17 protein-coding genes are annotated in these 17,249 nt (G+C 74.4%); 6 read left to right on the top strand and 11 right to left on the bottom strand.

The features are described 5' to 3' along the window. Nucleotides 1-111: 111 nt before the first annotated feature. Entirely contained in the window at nucleotides 112-1,464 is a 1,353-nt protein-coding gene (locus ACGFS9_RS10800) for an NAD(P)/FAD-dependent oxidoreductase (RefSeq protein ID WP_393252143.1), read from the bottom strand. Nucleotides 1,465-1,724: 260 nt separating this feature from the next. Between ACGFS9_RS10800 and ACGFS9_RS10795 the strand changes: the two genes are divergently transcribed. Together ACGFS9_RS10795 and ACGFS9_RS10790 are read left to right on the top strand one after the other, a co-directional pair. Then, on the top strand, nucleotides 1,725-2,360 hold the full coding sequence (locus tag ACGFS9_RS10795; protein WP_393252141.1) for an HAD family acid phosphatase: 636 nt from the start codon (nucleotides 1,725-1,727) through the stop codon (nucleotides 2,358-2,360). A 120-nt stretch (nucleotides 2,361-2,480) separates the two neighbouring features. Continuing rightward, nucleotides 2,481-2,867, top strand: coding sequence for a PPOX class F420-dependent oxidoreductase (locus ACGFS9_RS10790; protein ID WP_393252139.1), 387 nt, complete (start codon nucleotides 2,481-2,483; stop codon nucleotides 2,865-2,867). Between the two features lie 73 nt (nucleotides 2,868-2,940). Here ACGFS9_RS10790 and ACGFS9_RS10785 read toward each other — a convergent pair whose 3' ends face one another. The 4 genes from ACGFS9_RS10785 to ACGFS9_RS10770 form a co-directional block, all read right to left on the bottom strand. After that, nucleotides 2,941-3,360 (bottom strand): Zn-ribbon domain-containing OB-fold protein, encoded by a 420-nt coding sequence (locus ACGFS9_RS10785; protein WP_393252611.1) that lies wholly within the window; start codon nucleotides 3,358-3,360, stop codon nucleotides 2,941-2,943. 144 nt (nucleotides 3,361-3,504) lie between these two features. After that, complete coding sequence (locus ACGFS9_RS10780) at nucleotides 3,505-4,257, bottom strand: TetR family transcriptional regulator (protein ID WP_393252138.1); 753 nt, start codon at nucleotides 4,255-4,257, stop codon at nucleotides 3,505-3,507. Between the two features lie 96 nt (nucleotides 4,258-4,353). Continuing rightward, on the bottom strand, nucleotides 4,354-4,713 hold the full coding sequence (locus ACGFS9_RS10775) for a luciferase family protein (RefSeq protein ID WP_393252137.1): 360 nt from the start codon (nucleotides 4,711-4,713) through the stop codon (nucleotides 4,354-4,356). 205 nt (nucleotides 4,714-4,918) lie between these two features. Further along, on the bottom strand, nucleotides 4,919-5,599 hold the full coding sequence (locus tag ACGFS9_RS10770; protein ID WP_393252135.1) for a DUF6445 family protein: 681 nt from the start codon (nucleotides 5,597-5,599) through the stop codon (nucleotides 4,919-4,921). A gap of 342 nt (nucleotides 5,600-5,941) precedes the next feature. Here ACGFS9_RS10770 and ACGFS9_RS10765 point away from each other — a divergent pair, with 342 nt between their 5' ends. Beyond that, nucleotides 5,942-6,595 (top strand): peptidoglycan-binding protein, encoded by a 654-nt coding sequence (locus ACGFS9_RS10765; RefSeq protein WP_393252134.1) that lies wholly within the window; start codon nucleotides 5,942-5,944, stop codon nucleotides 6,593-6,595. A 71-nt stretch (nucleotides 6,596-6,666) separates the two neighbouring features. On the opposite strand, the gene ACGFS9_RS10760 is transcribed toward ACGFS9_RS10765, so the two are convergent. After that, complete coding sequence (locus tag ACGFS9_RS10760; protein WP_393252133.1) at nucleotides 6,667-7,356, bottom strand: nucleoside/nucleotide kinase family protein; 690 nt, start codon at nucleotides 7,354-7,356, stop codon at nucleotides 6,667-6,669. Between the two features lie 178 nt (nucleotides 7,357-7,534). Between ACGFS9_RS10760 and ACGFS9_RS10755 the strand changes: the two genes are divergently transcribed. Both ACGFS9_RS10755 and ACGFS9_RS10750 read left to right on the top strand, forming a co-directional pair. Beyond that, nucleotides 7,535-8,275: an HAD family hydrolase gene (locus ACGFS9_RS10755; RefSeq protein ID WP_393252131.1), complete on the top strand. Its 741-nt coding sequence runs from the start codon at nucleotides 7,535-7,537 to the stop codon at nucleotides 8,273-8,275. Next, nucleotides 8,272-10,659, top strand: coding sequence for a glycoside hydrolase family 65 protein (locus ACGFS9_RS10750; RefSeq protein WP_393252130.1), 2,388 nt, complete (start codon nucleotides 8,272-8,274; stop codon nucleotides 10,657-10,659). The genes ACGFS9_RS10755 and ACGFS9_RS10750 overlap by 4 nt, the downstream gene beginning before the upstream one ends. On the opposite strand, the gene ACGFS9_RS10745 is transcribed toward ACGFS9_RS10750, so the two are convergent. The 5 genes from ACGFS9_RS10745 to ACGFS9_RS10725 all read right to left on the bottom strand — a co-directional run bounded on the left by ACGFS9_RS10745 (nucleotide 10,646) and on the right by ACGFS9_RS10725 (nucleotide 15,850). Continuing rightward, the gene (locus ACGFS9_RS10745) at nucleotides 10,646-11,911 is read right to left on the bottom strand and encodes a serine hydrolase domain-containing protein (RefSeq protein WP_393252129.1); all 1,266 of its coding nucleotides are present in this window, start codon (nucleotides 11,909-11,911) and stop codon (nucleotides 10,646-10,648) included. The genes ACGFS9_RS10750 and ACGFS9_RS10745 overlap by 14 nt on opposite strands. A 288-nt stretch (nucleotides 11,912-12,199) precedes the next feature. Then, nucleotides 12,200-13,609, bottom strand: coding sequence for a CAP domain-containing protein (locus ACGFS9_RS10740; protein WP_393252127.1), 1,410 nt, complete (start codon nucleotides 13,607-13,609; stop codon nucleotides 12,200-12,202). 69 nt (nucleotides 13,610-13,678) lie between these two features. Beyond that, the gene (locus ACGFS9_RS10735) at nucleotides 13,679-13,996 is read right to left on the bottom strand and encodes a YkvA family protein (RefSeq protein ID WP_393252126.1); all 318 of its coding nucleotides are present in this window, start codon (nucleotides 13,994-13,996) and stop codon (nucleotides 13,679-13,681) included. A 115-nt stretch (nucleotides 13,997-14,111) separates the two neighbouring features. Beyond that, nucleotides 14,112-14,495, bottom strand: coding sequence for a hypothetical protein (locus ACGFS9_RS10730; RefSeq protein WP_393252125.1), 384 nt, complete (start codon nucleotides 14,493-14,495; stop codon nucleotides 14,112-14,114). Nucleotides 14,496-14,926: 431 nt separating this feature from the next. Next, nucleotides 14,927-15,850, bottom strand: a complete 924-nt coding sequence (locus ACGFS9_RS10725; protein ID WP_393252123.1) for a MurR/RpiR family transcriptional regulator — start codon at nucleotides 15,848-15,850, stop codon at nucleotides 14,927-14,929. A gap of 389 nt (nucleotides 15,851-16,239) precedes the next feature. Here ACGFS9_RS10725 and ACGFS9_RS10720 point away from each other — a divergent pair, with 389 nt between their 5' ends. After that, nucleotides 16,240-17,073 (top strand): DUF1206 domain-containing protein, encoded by an 834-nt coding sequence (locus ACGFS9_RS10720; RefSeq protein ID WP_393252122.1) that lies wholly within the window; start codon nucleotides 16,240-16,242, stop codon nucleotides 17,071-17,073. The last annotated feature ends 176 nt before the right edge of the window (nucleotides 17,074-17,249 follow it).

Here is a 17,249-nt window from a genome sequence, read left to right as displayed (position 1 = left end):
CGCGGGAGCCCCGGTCCGGAGCCCTCCCCTCATACGTGCGCCCCGGGCCGGGTGTTCACCGCCGCCCGGGAGGGGCGTGGCGCGGGGCCGGGGCGCGGAGCGGGAGGAGGGTCAGGCGTGGGCGCGGGTCCGGGCGGTGACCTGTTCCCGCGTCAGGTAGACGTCCGTCCGCTCGAAGTCCCGCAGGGTGCCCTTGCGGGACGCCAGGAAGCCGGTGCGCACGAAGTCGTCGCCCGCCACGGCGTTGAGCAGCCAGTTGGCGCTCGTCCGGAACCGGGCCGTCCCGGTGGGCAGCGCGTAGAGGTGGTATCCGCGGGCCACGACCTGAGCGGGCACCCCCTTCAGGTCGATGCCGAGCGGCTTGGAGACGGCGTCGCGTCCGCCGAGGTCGACGACCAGTCCGAGATCCTTGTGCCGGTACGGCAGCGTGGGCCGGCCGCGCAGTCGCGCCGCCAGCACCTTGGCCGCGTGCCGGCCCTGCCGCGCCGCGTGCTGCGCGGTGGGCGGACACGGCGACCCGTCCCCCTTGGCGAGGTCGGGCACCGCCGCGGCGTCGCCCAGCGCGAACACCCCGTCCAGGCCGGGCACCCTGAAGTCGGGCTCGGCGACGATCCTGCCGCGCACGGTCTCCGCGCCGAGGGAGTCCACCAGGGGACTCGCGGCGACACCGGCCGTCCACACCAGGGTCCGCGAGGGCAGCACCCGTCCGTCGGTGAGGGTGACCTCGTCCTCGGTGACGGAGGCGACGCTGGTGCCCAGAGAGATGTGCAGGCCCCGCTCACCGAGCATCCGCAGCGCCCCGGCGCCCAGCTTGTCCCCCAGCTCGGGCAGCAGTTTCGGCGCCAGGTCGACCAGGTGCCACTTGATGAGACCGGGGTCGATGCGCGGGTGGTAGCGCCGGGCGGCGGCGGTGGTGAGGCGTTGCAGGCAGGCCGCGGTCTCGGTGCCGGCGTAGCCGCCTCCGACCACCACGAACTGGAGCCGGGCCGCCTGTTCGGCGGTGTCCGTCGTGGTCGCGGCCAGGTCGAGCTGGGCGATCACGTGATCGCGCAGGTACACCGCCTGGGCGAGCGTCTTCATACCGCGGGCCTCTTCGGCCAGGCCGGGGATGTCGAACGTGCGGGTCACGCTGCCGGGGGTCAGCAGCAGGTAGTCGTACGCCAGATCGACGAGCTCGCCGGTGATCTTGCGGACGACGCAGACCTTGGCCGCGGTGTCGACGCCGATGACGCCGCCCGGGACCAGGGCGGTGCGACGCAGGATCCGGCGCAGCGAGGGGGCCACGGACTGGGGGGTGAGGACGCCGGCCGCGACGTGCGGCAGCAGCGGGAGGTAGAGCTGGTAGTCGGTCGGGCTGACCAGGGTGACCCGGGCCTCGCCCTGGGCGAGCGTGCGCTCCAGACCGCGGGCGGCCTCGACCCCGGCGAACCCGCCGCCGACGATGACGATGTTCGGTCCGTGCATCCGAGCAGCCCTTTCTCCGCAGTTGCCCCGCCGCGAGCCCAGGCTCACACGGGACACGGACGTCTGCCACCGCACCGGGGACCACGGGCCGCCCGCAGGATTCTCTACCGATCAGTAACGGTCTCTTCCCTCTCCGTACACCCCCTGCCAGGATCATGACAGCCGTGGCGACGGGCCGGGCCCCGTCGCCGTCGCGCTGTGCGCGCACGTCCCGGACGGGCCCGGGGCGTGAACCGTGAGACGTGAAGAGGGGACTCGGCATGACGAGACGCGGTCTGGGACGACGACTGGGCGCGGTGTCGGCGGTGGTGGCGCTGGGCATCGGGGGAACGGTCACGGCGGCGGGGCCGGCGGCGGCCGTACCGGTGCGGGCGGCGGCGAGCGCCTCCGCCGCCGCGGACGTCGACTACGCCACCTGGCAGCGTGACGTCCAGCGCGTCGTCGACGAGGCGACCCCGTACGTCGCGGAGCGCACCGCGGACCCCGCCGGGCGCAAGCTCGCGCTCGTCTTCGACATCGACAACACCACGCTGGAGACGGGCTTCCACCCCTGGTACCAGCTCCCCACCCCCGCGGTGCGGGCCTCTCTGGCCCTCGCGCGCTACGCGCACTCCCGTGGCGCGGCCGTCTTCTTCGTCACCGCCCGGCCGGGCATCATCGCCGCCGAGACGAAGTGGAACCTCCAGAGCGTCGGCTACCCGGTGGACGGACTCTACGTCCGTGACCTCGGGGACCTGTTCGACGAGGTCGGCGCGTACAAGACGCGCAAGCGCGCACTGATCGAGTCGCACGGCTACACGATCATCGCCAACGTCGGCAACAACACCTCGGACCTGGTCGGCGGCCACGCCGAGCGCACCTTCAAGCTGCCGGACTACGACGGGGCGCTGTCCTGACGGACCCCGCCGCCTCCGGCCCCGCTCCGGCCTCTGTCCGAGCGGGGCCGGAGCGGCCCCGCCCCGGGCGGGCCCGGCCCGCGCCGGGGCCGGGGGACGGCCCGCGCATAGACTTCCGCCATGGACGAGGTCTCGCTGGACACCCTGGGCTCGGGCAAGTACCTGCTGATCACCAGTTACCGCAAGAACGGCACGGGAGTCGCCACACCGGTCTGGGTGGTCCGCGACGGCTCGGCGCTCGGCGCGTGGACGACCGCCGACAGCTGGAAGGTGAAGCGGATCCGCAACCGGGCCGACGTCCTGGTCGGCCCCTGCGACGTGCGCGGCAGGCCGACGGGCGACCCGGTGCCGGCCACGGCAGAGATCGTCGGCGCCGAGGACACCGCCCGGTACCGGAAGCTGATCGCCCGCAAGTACGGCCTGCTCGGCCGCCTCACACTGTTCGGCAGCCGCCTGCGGCGCGGCGAGAGCGGAACGGTCGGCCTGCGCATCACGCCGGTTCCGTGAGGCGCTTGCCCGAACGGCCGGGCCGCACCGCGCCTCGCCGGGGCGCAGATGCCCGGGAGAGCGCCGGGTCGCCTCAACTCCAGGCGCTGTAGGGCCCGTCGACCAGCTGGAAGACCGGCTGGCGGCGCACCGGGTCCTCGGCGGTGGAGAGCTGGACCCGGTCACCGCTGTGGATCGTCGCGGGCGACCCCATCACCCGGCCGCGCACGGTGAACCCCTCGGCCATCTCGACGAGGGAGACGTTGCGGGCCGCGGGGGTGTTGCGGTGGATGACGGTGGAGTGGCGTACGACGCCGAGGCCGGCACTCGCCTCCGTCCGCAGGTCGCTGCCCGCGCAGACGGGGCACAGGAGCCGGTTGTACATGGCCGTGGCGCACCAGTGGCACCGCTGGAAGAGGAGACGGTCCCCGGGCTGCTCGTCGGCGACCGTGTCCAGTACGCCGGCGGCGTTGCCGAAGCCCGGAGGGAGGGCGCTTCCTGGGTGGTACACGATGTCAACTCCCTGCGCTCGGCCGGAATCCGGGGTGCGCGGGCCCCGGGGCCGCGCTCACACCGTCAGGTTATGGCACTGAGTGTCAGGCGTAAAGGCACTGCGTACCCTCAATGTGTGAGGATTCGGCGAGGGCCGCTCGCCGGGTCAGTCCCGGCCGAACGCGGACTCGATCTCCTGCACCACCCGCCACATCGGCGCACCGCGCCGGGAGACGACGACCACCACGTCCTGCGCGGTCCGCCCGGCCACCACGGCGGCCGTCGGGGCCGTCGCTTCCCCGGGCGTCTCGCCGAAGGTGTCCTGGACGTACCCGAGCGCCTGGTCGACGGCGGCCTCGGCGTCGACCCCGCCGTCCGAACGCAGCCAGGACCGCAGGCCGTTGTTGTGCGCCGCGACCACGGCGGCGGCGGTCACCTCGGCCCGCAGCGTCCCGCCGGGCCGGTCCGCCCAGCGGTCGCGGAGGTGGCCGGCGAGCGCGCGCTCGTAGCGCCGCACGACCGACAGCTCGTAGGCCCGCAGGCCCGGCACCTTCCGGGTGAGGCGGTAGCGCTGCACGGAGAAGTCGGGGTTCTCGGCGTACATCCGCAGCACGAGCCGCGCGGCGTCGCAGACCCGCGGCACCGGGTCGGCCGCACCGTCGTCCGGCTCCGCCAGGAACGCCCGCATGTCGGCCAGGCAGCGTTCGTGGTCCGGGAAGACCACGTCCTCCTTGGAGGGGAAGTAGCGGAAGAACGAGCGGCGCCCGACGCCGGCGAGCGCCACGATGTCGTCGACCGTGGTCTCCTCGTAGCCCCGCTCGGTGAAGAGCCGGAAAGCCGCCGCGACCAGGGCGTCCCGCATCGGGGGCCGGACGGCGGAGGGGTCTGCGGGAGCACGGCGTCCCGATGCCTCGTTCATGACCGGAAACTAGCATCGCGGCGCGTGTCATGGCACTCGGTGCACCCTCGAGAGGGAACTGAGTTCCCTGAGGTCGTGCGCCGGGAGCGGATGCGGTCAGCGGTCGTTGCAGGCGGTCGGCAGCAGGTCGTCGCCCGTGAGCTGCCCGTCGAGATGGGCCTGGAGGGCGACGCTCACCAGGGTGAGCAGCAGGTCGATGTCCGAGTCGACCTCCAGATGGATGGTCACCCAGCGCGAGCCGGGCACCATCCGGACGGCCGTCGCGTTCTTCAGGTGGTCCGCGTACCGCCGGATCGCCCGGCCGGTGAGGTGCAGGTCCACGTCGTGGTCCGAGTGGAAGTGGAGGATCTCGGACCGGGCGGCACCGAGCGCCCGTCCCGTGCCGCAGCTCGGCCGGGTCTCCGCGAGGTCGGGCCAGACGGCCAGCCGCGTCATGGCTCTCAAGGCCAAGGTCATATGCCCATCATGGCCAGATCACCGCCCGTCCACCAGAACTTGAGCACGATGTAATCCAGTCGTATCGCGCTCTTGCCCCTGCCGGACCCGGAGCTGCCGGGCCCGGAGCGCGGCACCGGCGGACGCGGGCGGCACCGGCGGACGGAGGGCGGCACGCAGGCGCCGGCCGGAGAACGGCCGGCGCCCACCACCGCCCCCGGCGCGGTCAGGCCATCCAGAAGAAGACCGCGGTCATCCGCTTGTCCTCCATCGTCGTCCCGCAGTAGCCGGTGGCGCTGTGCATCAGGTTGGCGTTGTAGAGGAGCAGCCGGTTGTGCCGGTGCGGCACCCGGACGTCCTCGACGAAGGAGTCCGGGGCGACGAAGCGGGTCCCGAGCGCCTCGACGAGGTTGGTGTGCGGCGCGGCGACGACGTTGCCGCCCAGCCGGCCCCCGGGCAGGTTCTGCCGGTAGAAGCTCGTTCCGCAGTCCTTGGGGACGTGCGGGTTCAGATAGAGCACCGCCGCGTACCGGCACAGGGCGCGGGAGTCGGTGTGCGGACGCGGTGCGCCCTCGTCCCGGCCGACCACCTGGACGCAGTTGTGGTTGAGGGTGGCGCCGGACGGCGTCGACCCCTGCCACAGTTCCCGGGCACCGGTCGCCTTCCTCACCAGCCGCTCCACGCGCGCCAGTTCGGCGTCGTCGAGGCCGGGCATGGTGCGCAGGCCGGGCCAGCTCTCCGACGTGTGCGGATATCCCTTCGTCCAGTCGTCCCGGGCGATGCACCGGGACCGTACGGCGTCCGGGTCGGGCAGCACGTCGTCGAGTATCCAGTAGTCCCGGTCCCGGGTGGGCTTGCGGTAGGGGAGGACCGGCAGCGCGGGGGTTCTCGGAGGTTGTGGGGGCATGCGGCCGACGCTATGGACGCGCCGGTCAGCGATCTCCATGGAAAGGGTCAACCTTCCGTGGAGTTGGTCAACCCTCGGTCAACTCGGCCGCCCGGACGGCACCGCGACCGTGTCGCGGCGGCCGGGCGGGGGCGCGCGTCGGCACGGTGCGGGTCCCGGCGCGGTGCGCCCGCCGCTCCGGGGCCCGGACCGGTCGCGGGAGGGGGGCGCGCGGCACCGCGATCGGGCGGGCGGCCTTCGTCGCGCCCCCGGGCGGCGGTGGCGCGGCTGAACGCCGGGCGGCGCCCCGCCGTACCACTCCCCGCCGACCGCCCCGGTCCACGCGCACGGAAGGGGAGCACAGTGCCGACACCACCCGAACGCGGGCGCCCCACCGGCCGCTCCGTGATCGAACCCACCTGGATCCAGCGCCGTCGCCGAACCGAGGCGCTGGCCGAACTGGTCCGGCAGGTACGCGAGGAGGAGCGCGGACGCGACCCCGACGAGGGGTACGAGTCCGTGCCCCCGCCCCCGCTCGTGCGGCCCCCGCTGCCGTCCCCCGACACCGAGGAACTGCCCCCCGTCCCGGGGGCGACGGCTCGGGGAGGTGCCCGGTCCCGGCGCCGCTCCCTCGCGGCTGCCGCGCTCGCGGCGGCCGCCCTGGCCGCCCTCGCCCTGCTGCCACCCGGCCGGGACCACGGCGACGGGGCGCGGCCCGGGGCCGCCGGCCGGCCGCCGGCCGCACCCGCCGCCCCGGCCCCGGCCGGCGGCACCGATCCGGATGGTGCCGGGACCCTCCGGGAGGGCGACACCGGCCCCGCCGTCCTGGCCCTCCAGCAGCGCCTGCTCCGCGTCCCGGACGTGTACCGGGACGGCCGCACCGACGGCACGTTCGACGCACCGCTCGCCGCGGCGGTGGCCCGATTCCAGCTCTGGTACGGCATCCGGGGGGACGAGAGCGGCGTCTACGGCGACGACACGCGCGCCGACCTGGAGTCCCGGACGAGCCTGCCGTGACCGCGGCGCGTCCCGCCGGGACGCCGAGGTGGCCGGCGAGCCCGCGGAGGACCGTCCTCCCCGGCGGGCCGTCAGCGCCGGCCGCCGCCCGCCCGGTCCGCGCGGTCGCCGCCGTCGGGGCACGTGCCCCGTCCGTCCACGTCTCCCACCACCAGGTCGGCGCGGTCCCGGGTCGCGGCGACCAGCTCGGCGTTGCGTTGATCCGGGCCCAGCACCCAGGCGACCGCGCTGTCGCGGTCCTTGCCGAACCGCTCGTGACGGGACACCAGACGACGGATCCGCTCGGCGTCCTCCAGATCGCAGAACCACACCTCGTCGAGCAGGGCCCGCGCCCGCGCCCACGGCGCGTCCCGAAGCAGCAGGTAGTTCCCCTCGGTGACGATCAGACGGGCGGACCGCGGTACCGCGACCGCACCGGCCAGCGGCTGTTCGAGGACACGCTCGAAGCCCGGCGCGTACACGAGGTCCTCCTCGTCCTCCTTCAGCCGCCGCAGCAGCGCCGCGTACCCGGCCGCGTCGAAGGTGTCCGGCGCGCCCTTGCGCTCCCGCCGTCCGAGCCGGTCCAACTCGGCGTCCGCGAGGTGGAACCCGTCCATCGGCACGTGGGCGACCCCGAAGTCCCCCGCCGCGCGGAGCCGCCCGACCAGGCGCTCCGCCAGGGTCGACTTGCCCGAGCCGGGCGGGCCCGCGATGCCGAGCAGCGTCCGCCGGCCCGGCCGCACCAGCGCGGCCGCCCGGTCCACCAGGTCGTCGAGGGTCATACGCGCCCCGCTGCGCGGCGGTGGATGTCCATGCCTCCCAGTATCGGCCGAGCGCGGCGACGGTGACGTCCCGTGCCGGACGCCGCACCCCGGGAGCCGGCGAGCGGAAGCCGGCCGCCGCCCGGCGGTGTGGTGCTCGCCACCCGGTGGACCCGGCGACCGGGGGAACACTGTCGGTATGACTGAGCTCGGCCTGCCCCGACAGATCCTGGCCTGCCTCTTCGACCTCGACGGCGTCATCACCAAGACCGCCGTGGTCCACGCGGCCGCCTGGAAGCGGACGTTCGACGACTTCCTCCGCGGCCGGGACGGGGAGGACTTCCGGCCCTTCGACGCCGACGACGACTACGCGCGGTACGTGGACGGGCTGCCGCGCGCCGACGGCGTGCGCACCTTCCTCTCCTCGCGCGGCATCGAGATCCCCGAGGGGACCCCCGACGACCCGCCGGACCGCGCGACCGTCCACGGGATCGGCAACCGCAAGAACGACCTGCTGCTCGACATGATCCGGACCGACGGGGTCGAGGCGTACGACGGCACCCTGCGCTACATCGAGGCCGTCCGGGCCCGCGGTATGCGCACCGCGGTCGTCTCCTCCAGCGCCAACTGCCGGGACATCCTGCGGTCGGTGGGGGCCGAGGACCTCTTCGACGTGCGGATCGACGGCGTCGTCGCCGCGGAGCGGCGGCTGCCGGGCAAGCCGCGCCCCGACACCTTCCTCGCCGCGGCCCACGACCTCGGGGCCGCCCCCTCCGCGGCGGCCGTCTTCGAGGACGCGCTCGCCGGCATGGACGCCGGCCGCTCGGGCCACTTCGGCTACGTCGTCGGCGTCGACCGGGTCGGCCAGGGCGACGCGCTGCGCGACCACGGCGCCGACGTCGTCGTGAAGGACCTGTCGGAACTGACGGAGGAGGCGTGATCACTCACACGGCCTACGGTGTCGAGCCCTGGACCCTGCGCGAGAGCGACCTGCACCTGGGGCTGCTGCCGCAGAGCGAGTCCGTCTTCGCCCTCGCCAACGGCCACGTCGGCTGGCGCGGGAACCTCGACGAGGGAGAACCGCACGGACTGCCCGGCACCTATCTCAACGGCGTCCACGAGGTGCATCCGCTGCCCTACGCGGAGGCGGGCTACGGCTATCCGGAGTCCGGGCAGACCGTCATCAACGTCACCAACGGCAAGCTGATCCGGCTGCTCGTCGACGACGAGCCCTTCGACCTGCGGTACGGACGGCTGCGCTCGCACGAGCGGGTCCTGGACCTGCGCACCGGCCTGCTCACCCGCACCTGCGAGTGGACGTCCCCGGCCGGCTCCACGGTCCGGGTCCGCTCCACCCGGCTGGTCTCCTTCACCCAGCGGGCGATCGCCGCCGTGGCCTACGAGGTGGAACCGGTGGACAGCCGGACCCGGGTGGTCGTGCAGTCCGAACTGGTGGCCAACGAGCAGCTGCCCGGCCGCGACGGGGACCCGCGGGCCGCCGTCGTCCTCGACGCGCCGCTGGCGGCCGAGGAGCACTTCGCGAGCGGACGCCGGCTGCGCCTGGTGCACCGCACCCGGCGCACCGCGCTGCGGGTCGCCGCGGCGGCCGACCACGCGGTCCGCGGCCCCGAACGCACCACCATGACCAGCGAGAGCAGCGACGACCTGGCCCGCCTGACGGTCACGTCCGTCCTCGAACCGGGCCAGACGCTGCGGGTGGAGAAGTTCGTCGCCCACGGCTGGTCCGGCAGCCGCTCGCTGCCCGCCGTGAGCGACCAGGTGGACGCCGCCCTCGCCGCCGCGGGGCACAGCGGATGGGAGGAACTCGTCGCGGAGCAGCGCGCCTACCTGGACGACTTCTGGGCGCGCTCCGACGTCGAGGTCGACGGCGACGAGCAGATCCAGCAGGCCGTCCGCTTCGCCCTCTTCCACGTCCTCCAGGCCGGCGCCCGCGCCGAGCGGCGCGCCATCCCCGCGAAGGGCCTCACCGGCTCCGGGTACGACGGGCACGCCTTCTGGGACACCGAGACGTTCGTCCTGCCGCTGCTCACCTACACCTCGCCCGACGCCGTCGCCGAGGCGCTGCGCTGGCGCCAGAGCACGCTGCCCGCCGCGCGCGCCCGGGCCGCCCAACTCGGTCTGCGCGGTGCCGCGTTCCCGTGGCGGACGATAGCGGGTCCGGAAGGGTCGGCGTACTGGCCGGCCGGCACCGCCGCCTTCCACGTGAACGCCGACATCGCCGACGCCGTGGTCCGCTACACGGCGACCACCGGCGACACGCACTTCGAGCGCGACACCGGTGTCGAGCTGCTCACCGAGACGGCCCGGCTGTGGCGCTCGCTCGGTCACCACGACCACCAGGGCCGGTTCCACATCGACGGGGTGACGGGCCCCGACGAGTACAGCGCCGTCGCCGACGACAACACGTACACCAACCTGATGGCGCGCGCGAACCTCCTCGCCGCCGCGGACGTGGTCGAGCGGCATCCGGCGCGCGCCGCGGAACTGGGCGTCGACGAGGAGGAGAGCGCCGCCTGGCGCGACGCCGCCGAGGCCATGCACATCCCGTACAACGAGGAACTCGGCGTCCACGAGCAGCACTCCGGCTTCACCCGCTACCAGCGCTGGGACTTCGACGCCACGCGTGCCGACCAGTACCCGCTGATGCTGCACTTCCCCTACTTCGACATCTACCGCAAGCAGGTCGTCAAGCAGGCCGACCTGGTGCTCGCCATGTACAAGTGCAGCCCGTTCTTCGACGACGAGCACAAGGTCCGCAACTTCGCCTACTACGAGCCGCTCACCGTCCGGGACTCCTCGCTGTCGGCCTGCTGCCAGGCCGTGATCGCCGCCGAGGCGGGCCATCCGGGCCTCGCCTACGACTACCTGGTCGAGGCCGCGCTGATGGACCTGGAGGACCTGGAGCACAACACCCGCGACGGCCTGCACATCGCCTCGCTCGCCGGCACCTGGATGGCCCTGGTCGCCGGGTTCGGCGGGCTGCGGCACCACGACGGTGTGGCGGCGTTCGCGCCCCGGCTCCCCGAGCGGTTCAGCCGGCTCGCCTTCTCGCTGGAACTCCACGGCCGCCGGCTGCGGGTGGAGATCCACCAGGACACGGCCACGTACACGCTGGTGAGCGGGGAGCCGTTGGAGATCCACCACTACCGGGAACCGGTCACCGTCGACCCGGACAAGCCGTTCAGTCTGCCGATCCCGGCGCAGCGGTCCCGGCCCGCTCCCGGCCAGCCCGCCCACCGGCGGCCGAACAGCCGGCGGCGGGACGGGCAGGCGGAGGAGGCGGGCGCGGTCAGTCGCGGATGACGGCCGGCGCGATGTCCTCGTGCCGCTCCGGCGGCGCCGCGGCGGGCCCGGCCGCCCGGGTGGCGCCCCGGAGCGCGCGGGAGGCCGCGGACTTCCCGCAGAACGCCGGCTCCAGGGTGCGGTACATGGTGGTGAGCACCTTGGCGTTGTTGGAGGTGTTCGCGAGCGCGGTCAGGCTGCGCCGGCCGTCCTTCGTGGTGAAGGCGTACGCGTAGTAGCCCTGCACGGTGCCGGTGTGCCCGAACACGGAGATGCCGCACGACAGGTCGCGGCGGCGCAGCCCCAGGCCGTAGGACGTGTTGGCGTTGACCCGCGTCCACCGCGTCATCTGCGCGAGCCGGGCGGCGGACATGAGCCGGCCGCGCGCCAGCGCGGAGAGGAACACGTCCAGATCGTGCGGGGTGGAGATCATGGCCCCCGCGCTCTGCGCCCACGACGCGGTCTGCCGGGTGGCGTCCACCAGCGCGGCTCCGGGCGTGTCGGGGGTGAGGTAGCCGTTGGCGTGGCGGCCCGGGATGCCGGTGTCGGGATGGACGTAGAACGTGCCGGTGAGACCCAGTGGGGCGATGATGCGCTTCGTGTACGCGGCGCCCACGCCCTGCCCGGTCAGCTTCTCGATGAGCATGCCGGCGACCACGAAGTTGGTGTTGGAGTACGAGTAGGCCGCGCCGGGCGCGTTCGTGCGGGGCTTCCCGAGCGACAGCCGCACCAGGTCACGGTAGCCGAACACCTTGGTGCGGACGGCCTCGAACCCGGGGACCGTGCGCGCGAACATGTCGTTGGTGTAGTCGTACAGTCCGCTGCGGTGGCTCAGGATGTGCCGGACGGTGATCCGGTCGTCGGGCAGCAGGCCCGGCAGATAGCGGTTGACGGACCTGTCGAGCGACAGCTTCCCCTCGTCGGCCAGTTGGAGGAGCACCACGGCGGAGAAGGTCTTGGTGATGCTGCCGACACGGAACCGGTCACCGGTGCCGATGGCCCGCCCGGTGCTGCGGTCGGCCACCCCCTCGGCCAGCCGGTGCACCGTGCCGTTGTCGTCGACGCGGGCCATCGCCCCGGGCGCGCCCTGTGCCCGTGCCGCGCGCAGGACGGCGCGCAGTCCCGCGTCGTCGGGGGCCGGAGCGCCCGCCGCGGCGGGCCGGACGCCCCGGCCGTCCCCGCCCGCCGCTGCCGTGGCCTGCGCCGGGGCCGCCAGCAGGGACACCAGGACCGCGCCCACCGCCGCGCCCGTGCCCACCGTTGATGAGACCATCTGATGCTTCTCCCGTGTGCCGTCTGCCGGTTCGCCGTCCCGGCTCGGACCGCGCCGCGGATGCGGGCGTCGGCACCATCTGTACGCGGCGGAGGCGGGCGCGGCGGCACGGCTTGGCGGCGAGGGCGCGAACGGGGTGCGGGAATCGGCGGATTGGCGCACAGCGGCGCCGGCGGCGGGGCCCGGCGGCGGGCGTACGGGCGTGGTGCCGGTCCGGTGCCCACCGGCCCCTGCCCGTACCGCCCGGAGCACACTCCTCGTGGGTCTGCGGTGACCGGCCGGCGGTGCTCAGCCGCCGAAGAGCTGCGTCCAGTACGTCCCCGCCCGGCCGCCGCCGGCCAGGCCGACGCCGAGGTGGGTGAACTCCGGTGTGAGGATGTTGGCCCGATGGCCGGGGCTGTTCATCCAGCCGAGCACCACCTCGGCGGGAGAGCGCTGGCCGCAGGCGATGTTCTCCCCCACGGTGCGGTGCCGCGAGCCGGCGGCGGCGGCCCGGTCCCAGGGCGCGCGGCCGTCGGGGGAGGTGTGGGCGTAGAAGTCGCGGGCCACCATGTCGGCGCTGTGGCCCTGCGCCGCCGCGGTGAGCGGGCCGTCGGGGGAGAGCTGCGGCAGGCCGTGCGCGGCGCGCTCCCTGTTGGTCAGCGCGAGGACCTCACGGGTGGTGCGCTCCAGGCCCGCCGGGCTGAACGGCCGGGCCCACAGGGCGGTCCAGTACACCTCGCCGGAGCGGGCGTCCGCGACCCGGGCCAGTCCCGCCTCCTCGAACCCGGGGTCGCACAGGGTGCTGCGGGACCGTTCGCCGGACAGGCAGTAGTCCACGAACGCGCTCGGGTCGCGGGGGCCGGAGACCAGGTGCTCGCCGACGGTCAGATAGGCGTACCCGGCGGAGACGACGCGCTGGTACACGGAGACGCCGTCCGGGCTCTCGGCGCTGAGCAGCCCGCCCGCCGCCATGCCGGCGGCGTGGGCCCGCGCCGCGGACACGAGCCGCGGGTCGAGGGCGACCGGCGGGGAGCCGGCGGCGGCGCGCGCGGAGTTCACCGCGTGCAGGAACTCCCGGGGGTCGGATCGGTCGGCGGGGGGCGGACCGCCGCCCGCGGCGATCGGACCGAGATCCGGCAGGGTCGGGGTCCGGCCGCCGGGGGCCGCCGCTCCGACCGCGTCCGCCGGCCGTCGCGCGGCGGGTGGCGTGCCCGGGGCCGGCGGACCGGCTTCGGCGTCCTCGGTCACCTCGATGCCGAAGTCCCGTGCGACACCGGCCAGTCCGTCCGCGTAGCCCTGTCCGAGGGCGCGGAGTTTCCAGGCCGGGCCCCGCCGGTACAGCTCGGCGAGCAGCAGCACCGTCTCCGCCTGGGGGCGGGGCGGGGTGAAGCGGGCGACCTCCCGGCCGTCCGCGGTGCTGACCAGCAGGGCGGGGGAGGGCAGTCGGCCGAGGGGTGTTCCGGGCTCGGCGGGGCTGACGACGACGGTGACCCGGTCCGCTCCGGGCCGCAGCCGCGCCGGGTCGACGCGGAGACGGTCGCCGTCGAGACGGACACCGGGTGCCGCCGTCTGGTTGTAGAACACGAAGTCGGCGTCGCCGCGGACCCGGCCGTCGGTGTCGGTGACGAGGGCCGAGACGTCGAAGGGCCCGGGCACGGTGAGGGACAGGACACCGCCCGGCAAGGGGGTGTTGCCCCCGGGGACCAGCTCGCTCATGCCACCGTCCGTCGATCGGATGATCCGCGCCGCACGCCGGAAGGGCGCACGCGACGGGCCGTCGGACGGTCAACGCACCGCCCGGTCCTCGCGGTTCCCGTGTTCGAGCGGCGTGTCGGCGGGCGCGGCGGCCGAGCGCATGGAGCGCAGGGCGAGCAGCATGACGCCGATGTCGTCCAGGTACACGGGATCGGGCACCAGGTCGGTCGGCAGCACCAGATACAGGACGGCGCCCCAGAACACCCATTTGGAGCCGGTGGGCAGTCCGGCCCGCCGCAGGTCGCGCCGGGTGCGCACGAGGCGGCCGAGCAGCACCAGCGCCACGCCGAGCAGGGCGGCGGCCAGCACCGCGACGACGATGACCACGGTCCACGAGGTCGTATCCATGCGTCCGTCCAGGGCTCTCGTCGGGATGTGCCTGCCCTCCGTGTGCCCGTTCGCGGCCCGGCTATCTCCCCGGGTTCGGCCGTCCGCAGGAGGCCGCCCGTCTCGCGCCGGCCGTTCAGTGCCGCGAGTGGGGGTGGTCGACCAGCGCCTGCGACACCGAGCGGATGCTCCGGGCGATGTGCTGGAGCTGCATCAGCTCCGCCGCGTACAGCTTGATGGTGTGCTCGATGACGCCCTCGGCGAGGCCGAGGCCGGGCAGCTCGGAGCGCGCGGTCTGCAGCGCGGTGCGGGCGACGCGTATCTCCTGCTGCACCTGGAGCTGGGCGTGGCGGGCGAGCAGCACGGGGTGCTTGTGCAGGACGGGATAGCTCCCGTACCGGCTCGGCACCAGCTCGCGCAGCCATTTCACCGCCGACCGCTCCCAGTCGAAACTGCCGGGTGACTTGACCTGGCACGGCCAGTCCGAGGTGATCGGTGAGTACGTCAGGGCCATGTTCATCGCTTCCGGGGTACGTCGGCGGGGGACTCTGGGGCGGCCCCGGCATAGGGGATGACCGGGGCCGCCGCCACGGGTCTCGCGGAGCGAGTCCCGTCGCGCACCCGGGACCCGTTGCGGGTAGGAGCGGACGGTCCCGGGTGGCAGGGTCGTGACCTGGAGGCCTCCGGGTCGCGATCCGCAAGAAGTATTTATATATACCGCCGGATACGCAAGGACATGAAAAAATTCATGCGCGCTTTGTCGTGATTCACCCCGTGATGCCGTGGTGACAGCCGGTACGGGGCGGCCGTCCCGGGGCCCGGAGCGACCGGCGGGGCGCCGGGGGCGGGGAAGCGGGCAAGCCGGGGAACCGGGGCGGGAGGAGCGGCCGGCCGGCGGGGGTGGACCGGGCGCCGAGCGGCCGGGCGGCCGGGCGGAGGGCCCGCGGGCGGTCAGTCCCGCAGGAAGAACTGGTGCTGCTCGGCGACCTGCTCGTACTCCTCCAGGCGCGCCTGGGTCCGTTCGGGGTCCGCGTCGGTCATCGCCTGGAGCAGGGCCGCCGAGAGCACGACGGGCGCTGCGTAGGAGTCGAAGACCAGCCGCGAACCGGTCCCGGTGGCGAAGGTGGCGTCGGCCTCGTCGGCCAGCGGGCCGAGCCCGAGGTCGGTGATCAGGGCCACCCGGAGCCCCGCGCTGCGCGCCACCCGCATCGCGGTGAGCGTCTCGTGCGCGTGCCGGGGCATCCCGAAGGCCAGCACCCACGTGCCGCCCGCCTCCCGCGACTGCAGCAGCGCGTCGTACGCCACCGACCCGCCCCGCGTCACCAGGCGCACGTCGGGGTGGATGCGGCGCGCGGCGTAGGCGAAGTACTCGGCGAGCGAGACGGAGATGCGCAGCCCGAGGACCGTCAGCGGGGCCGACTGCGACAGGGCCCGGCCGACGCGGATCACCTGACCGGGGTCGGCGAAGTCGCGGCGCAGGTTCTCCAGGTTCTCGATCTCGGCGTCCACCGCGGCCTGCAACTCGTTGCTGGTGACCTCGGCCGGTGTGCCCGGGGTGCTGCCCAGGGTGCTGAGCGCGATCCCCTGGAGCCGCTCCCGTAGCGCGGGGTAACCGCTGAAGCCGACGGCCGCCGCGAACCGGGTCACCGAGGGCTGGCTCACGCCTACCCGCTCGGCGAGGTCGGTGATCGACAGGAAGGCCGCCTCGGTGATGTGCTCGATCAGGTACTGGGCGATGCGCCGCTGGCCGGGGGAGAGCCGGGGGCCGTCGAACAACTCCCTGAGCTGGGACATGGGAGCCGCGCCCGTCGCGGGTGCGGTCCCGCCCGAGCTGATCGCGGACGCCTGTGCGCGTGCCTGCTGCGGCGATGGCACCGGTGCGCCTCCTTGGTCTCCCACAAGACCTCAACATAGCTCACGGAACGTGTCGGCCCGGGCCCGCGGCGGCGTGGGCGGCGCCCTCGCCGGGGCGGGCCGGGACGCCGTGCGGCGGCTCCCGGAGGGTCCCGCCCCGCGGCCCTCGCCGGGCCCGCTCCGACCGAACGGCACGCCGGGCGGAAGATCCGGGGCGGGATACCGCGTCTGCCGGAGGACTTTCGGGGCAACCGACGGTGGAGCACGGGAGGCCGCTCCGCGACGGGACGGTGGCGGAGCGATTCCGGTGCCCCTTCGCCCCGCGGGAAGTCGGGCGCGGCGACCGGTGACATGGAGGTTGTGATGATGGTGCGGCTGGACAGGAACGCGACGCACGAGGCGGTGTCCGCGTGAACGCCGGGGCGGTGGCCCGCGACGGCCAGGTCGGTGCCCGCCGGGCGGCGACCGGTTCGGCCCGCGAGGGCGCTGCCCGGGCCGGACTGACCGCACGCGGCGTGATCTACGCGCTGGTCGGTGTGCTCGCCCTGCGCATAGCCTTCGGCGGCAGCGGCCACCAGGCCGACCGCGGTGGCGCCCTGCAGGAGATCGCCTCGAAGCCGTTCGGTGCCGTCCTGCTGTGGGCGCTCGGCATCGGCGTCGTCGGCATGGCCCTGTGGCGGCTGTCCGAGGCGGTGTTCGGCTCCGCCGGCGAGGACGGCGGCAAGCCGGTCAAGCGCCTGATGGCGGCCGGCCGCTGCGTCTTCTACGGGTTCGTCGCCTATTCCGTGCTCTCCTTCGCCGCCGGTTCGCGCGGCAGCGGCGCCGGTGACGAGCAGTCCCGCGACGTGACCGCGGAGGCCCTCGGCATCCCCGGCGGCCAGTGGATCGTCGGCGCGGTCGGCCTGGGACTCGTCGCGGCGGGTGTGTGGATCGCCGCGCGTGCCGTGATGCGCAAGTACCACAAGCACCTGAAGCTCGGCGAGATGTCGCGGCGGGTGCGGCAGGCCGTCGACGTGGCCGGTGTCGGCGGCGGCACCGCCCGAGGCGTCGTCTTCGCGGCGGCCGGGGTGTTCGCGGTGCGGGCAGCCGTCGAGTACGAGCCCGACAAGGCCAAGGGGATGGACGACACCCTGCGTTCCTTCGCCGGGACGCCGATGGGTCCGTGGCTGCTGGCCCTGATCGCGGTCGGGCTCATCCTGTTCGGCCTCTTCTCGTTCGCCATGGCGCGGTGGCGCAAGGTGTGATCCGGGCCCGCCGCGCGGACCCGGATCCCGCCGGTCCTCCCGACGGCTCCCGCCGCACCCGTGCCCCCGACGCATGCGACGCAATGCCGTTGCTTTTGAGGCTGTCGGCCGGTTGAGCCGGTGTGCTGATATCCCGTCTGGAGCGGCTGGGGCTGGGAGTCCTGACCCGGTCGTGC

Source organism: Streptomyces sp. NPDC048566, assembly GCF_043199735.1.
Classification (GTDB): domain Bacteria; phylum Actinomycetota; class Actinomycetes; order Streptomycetales; family Streptomycetaceae; genus Streptomyces.
Note: the sequence above shows the minus strand (reverse complement) of the source record. Positions and strands in the feature narration are given on the sequence as shown.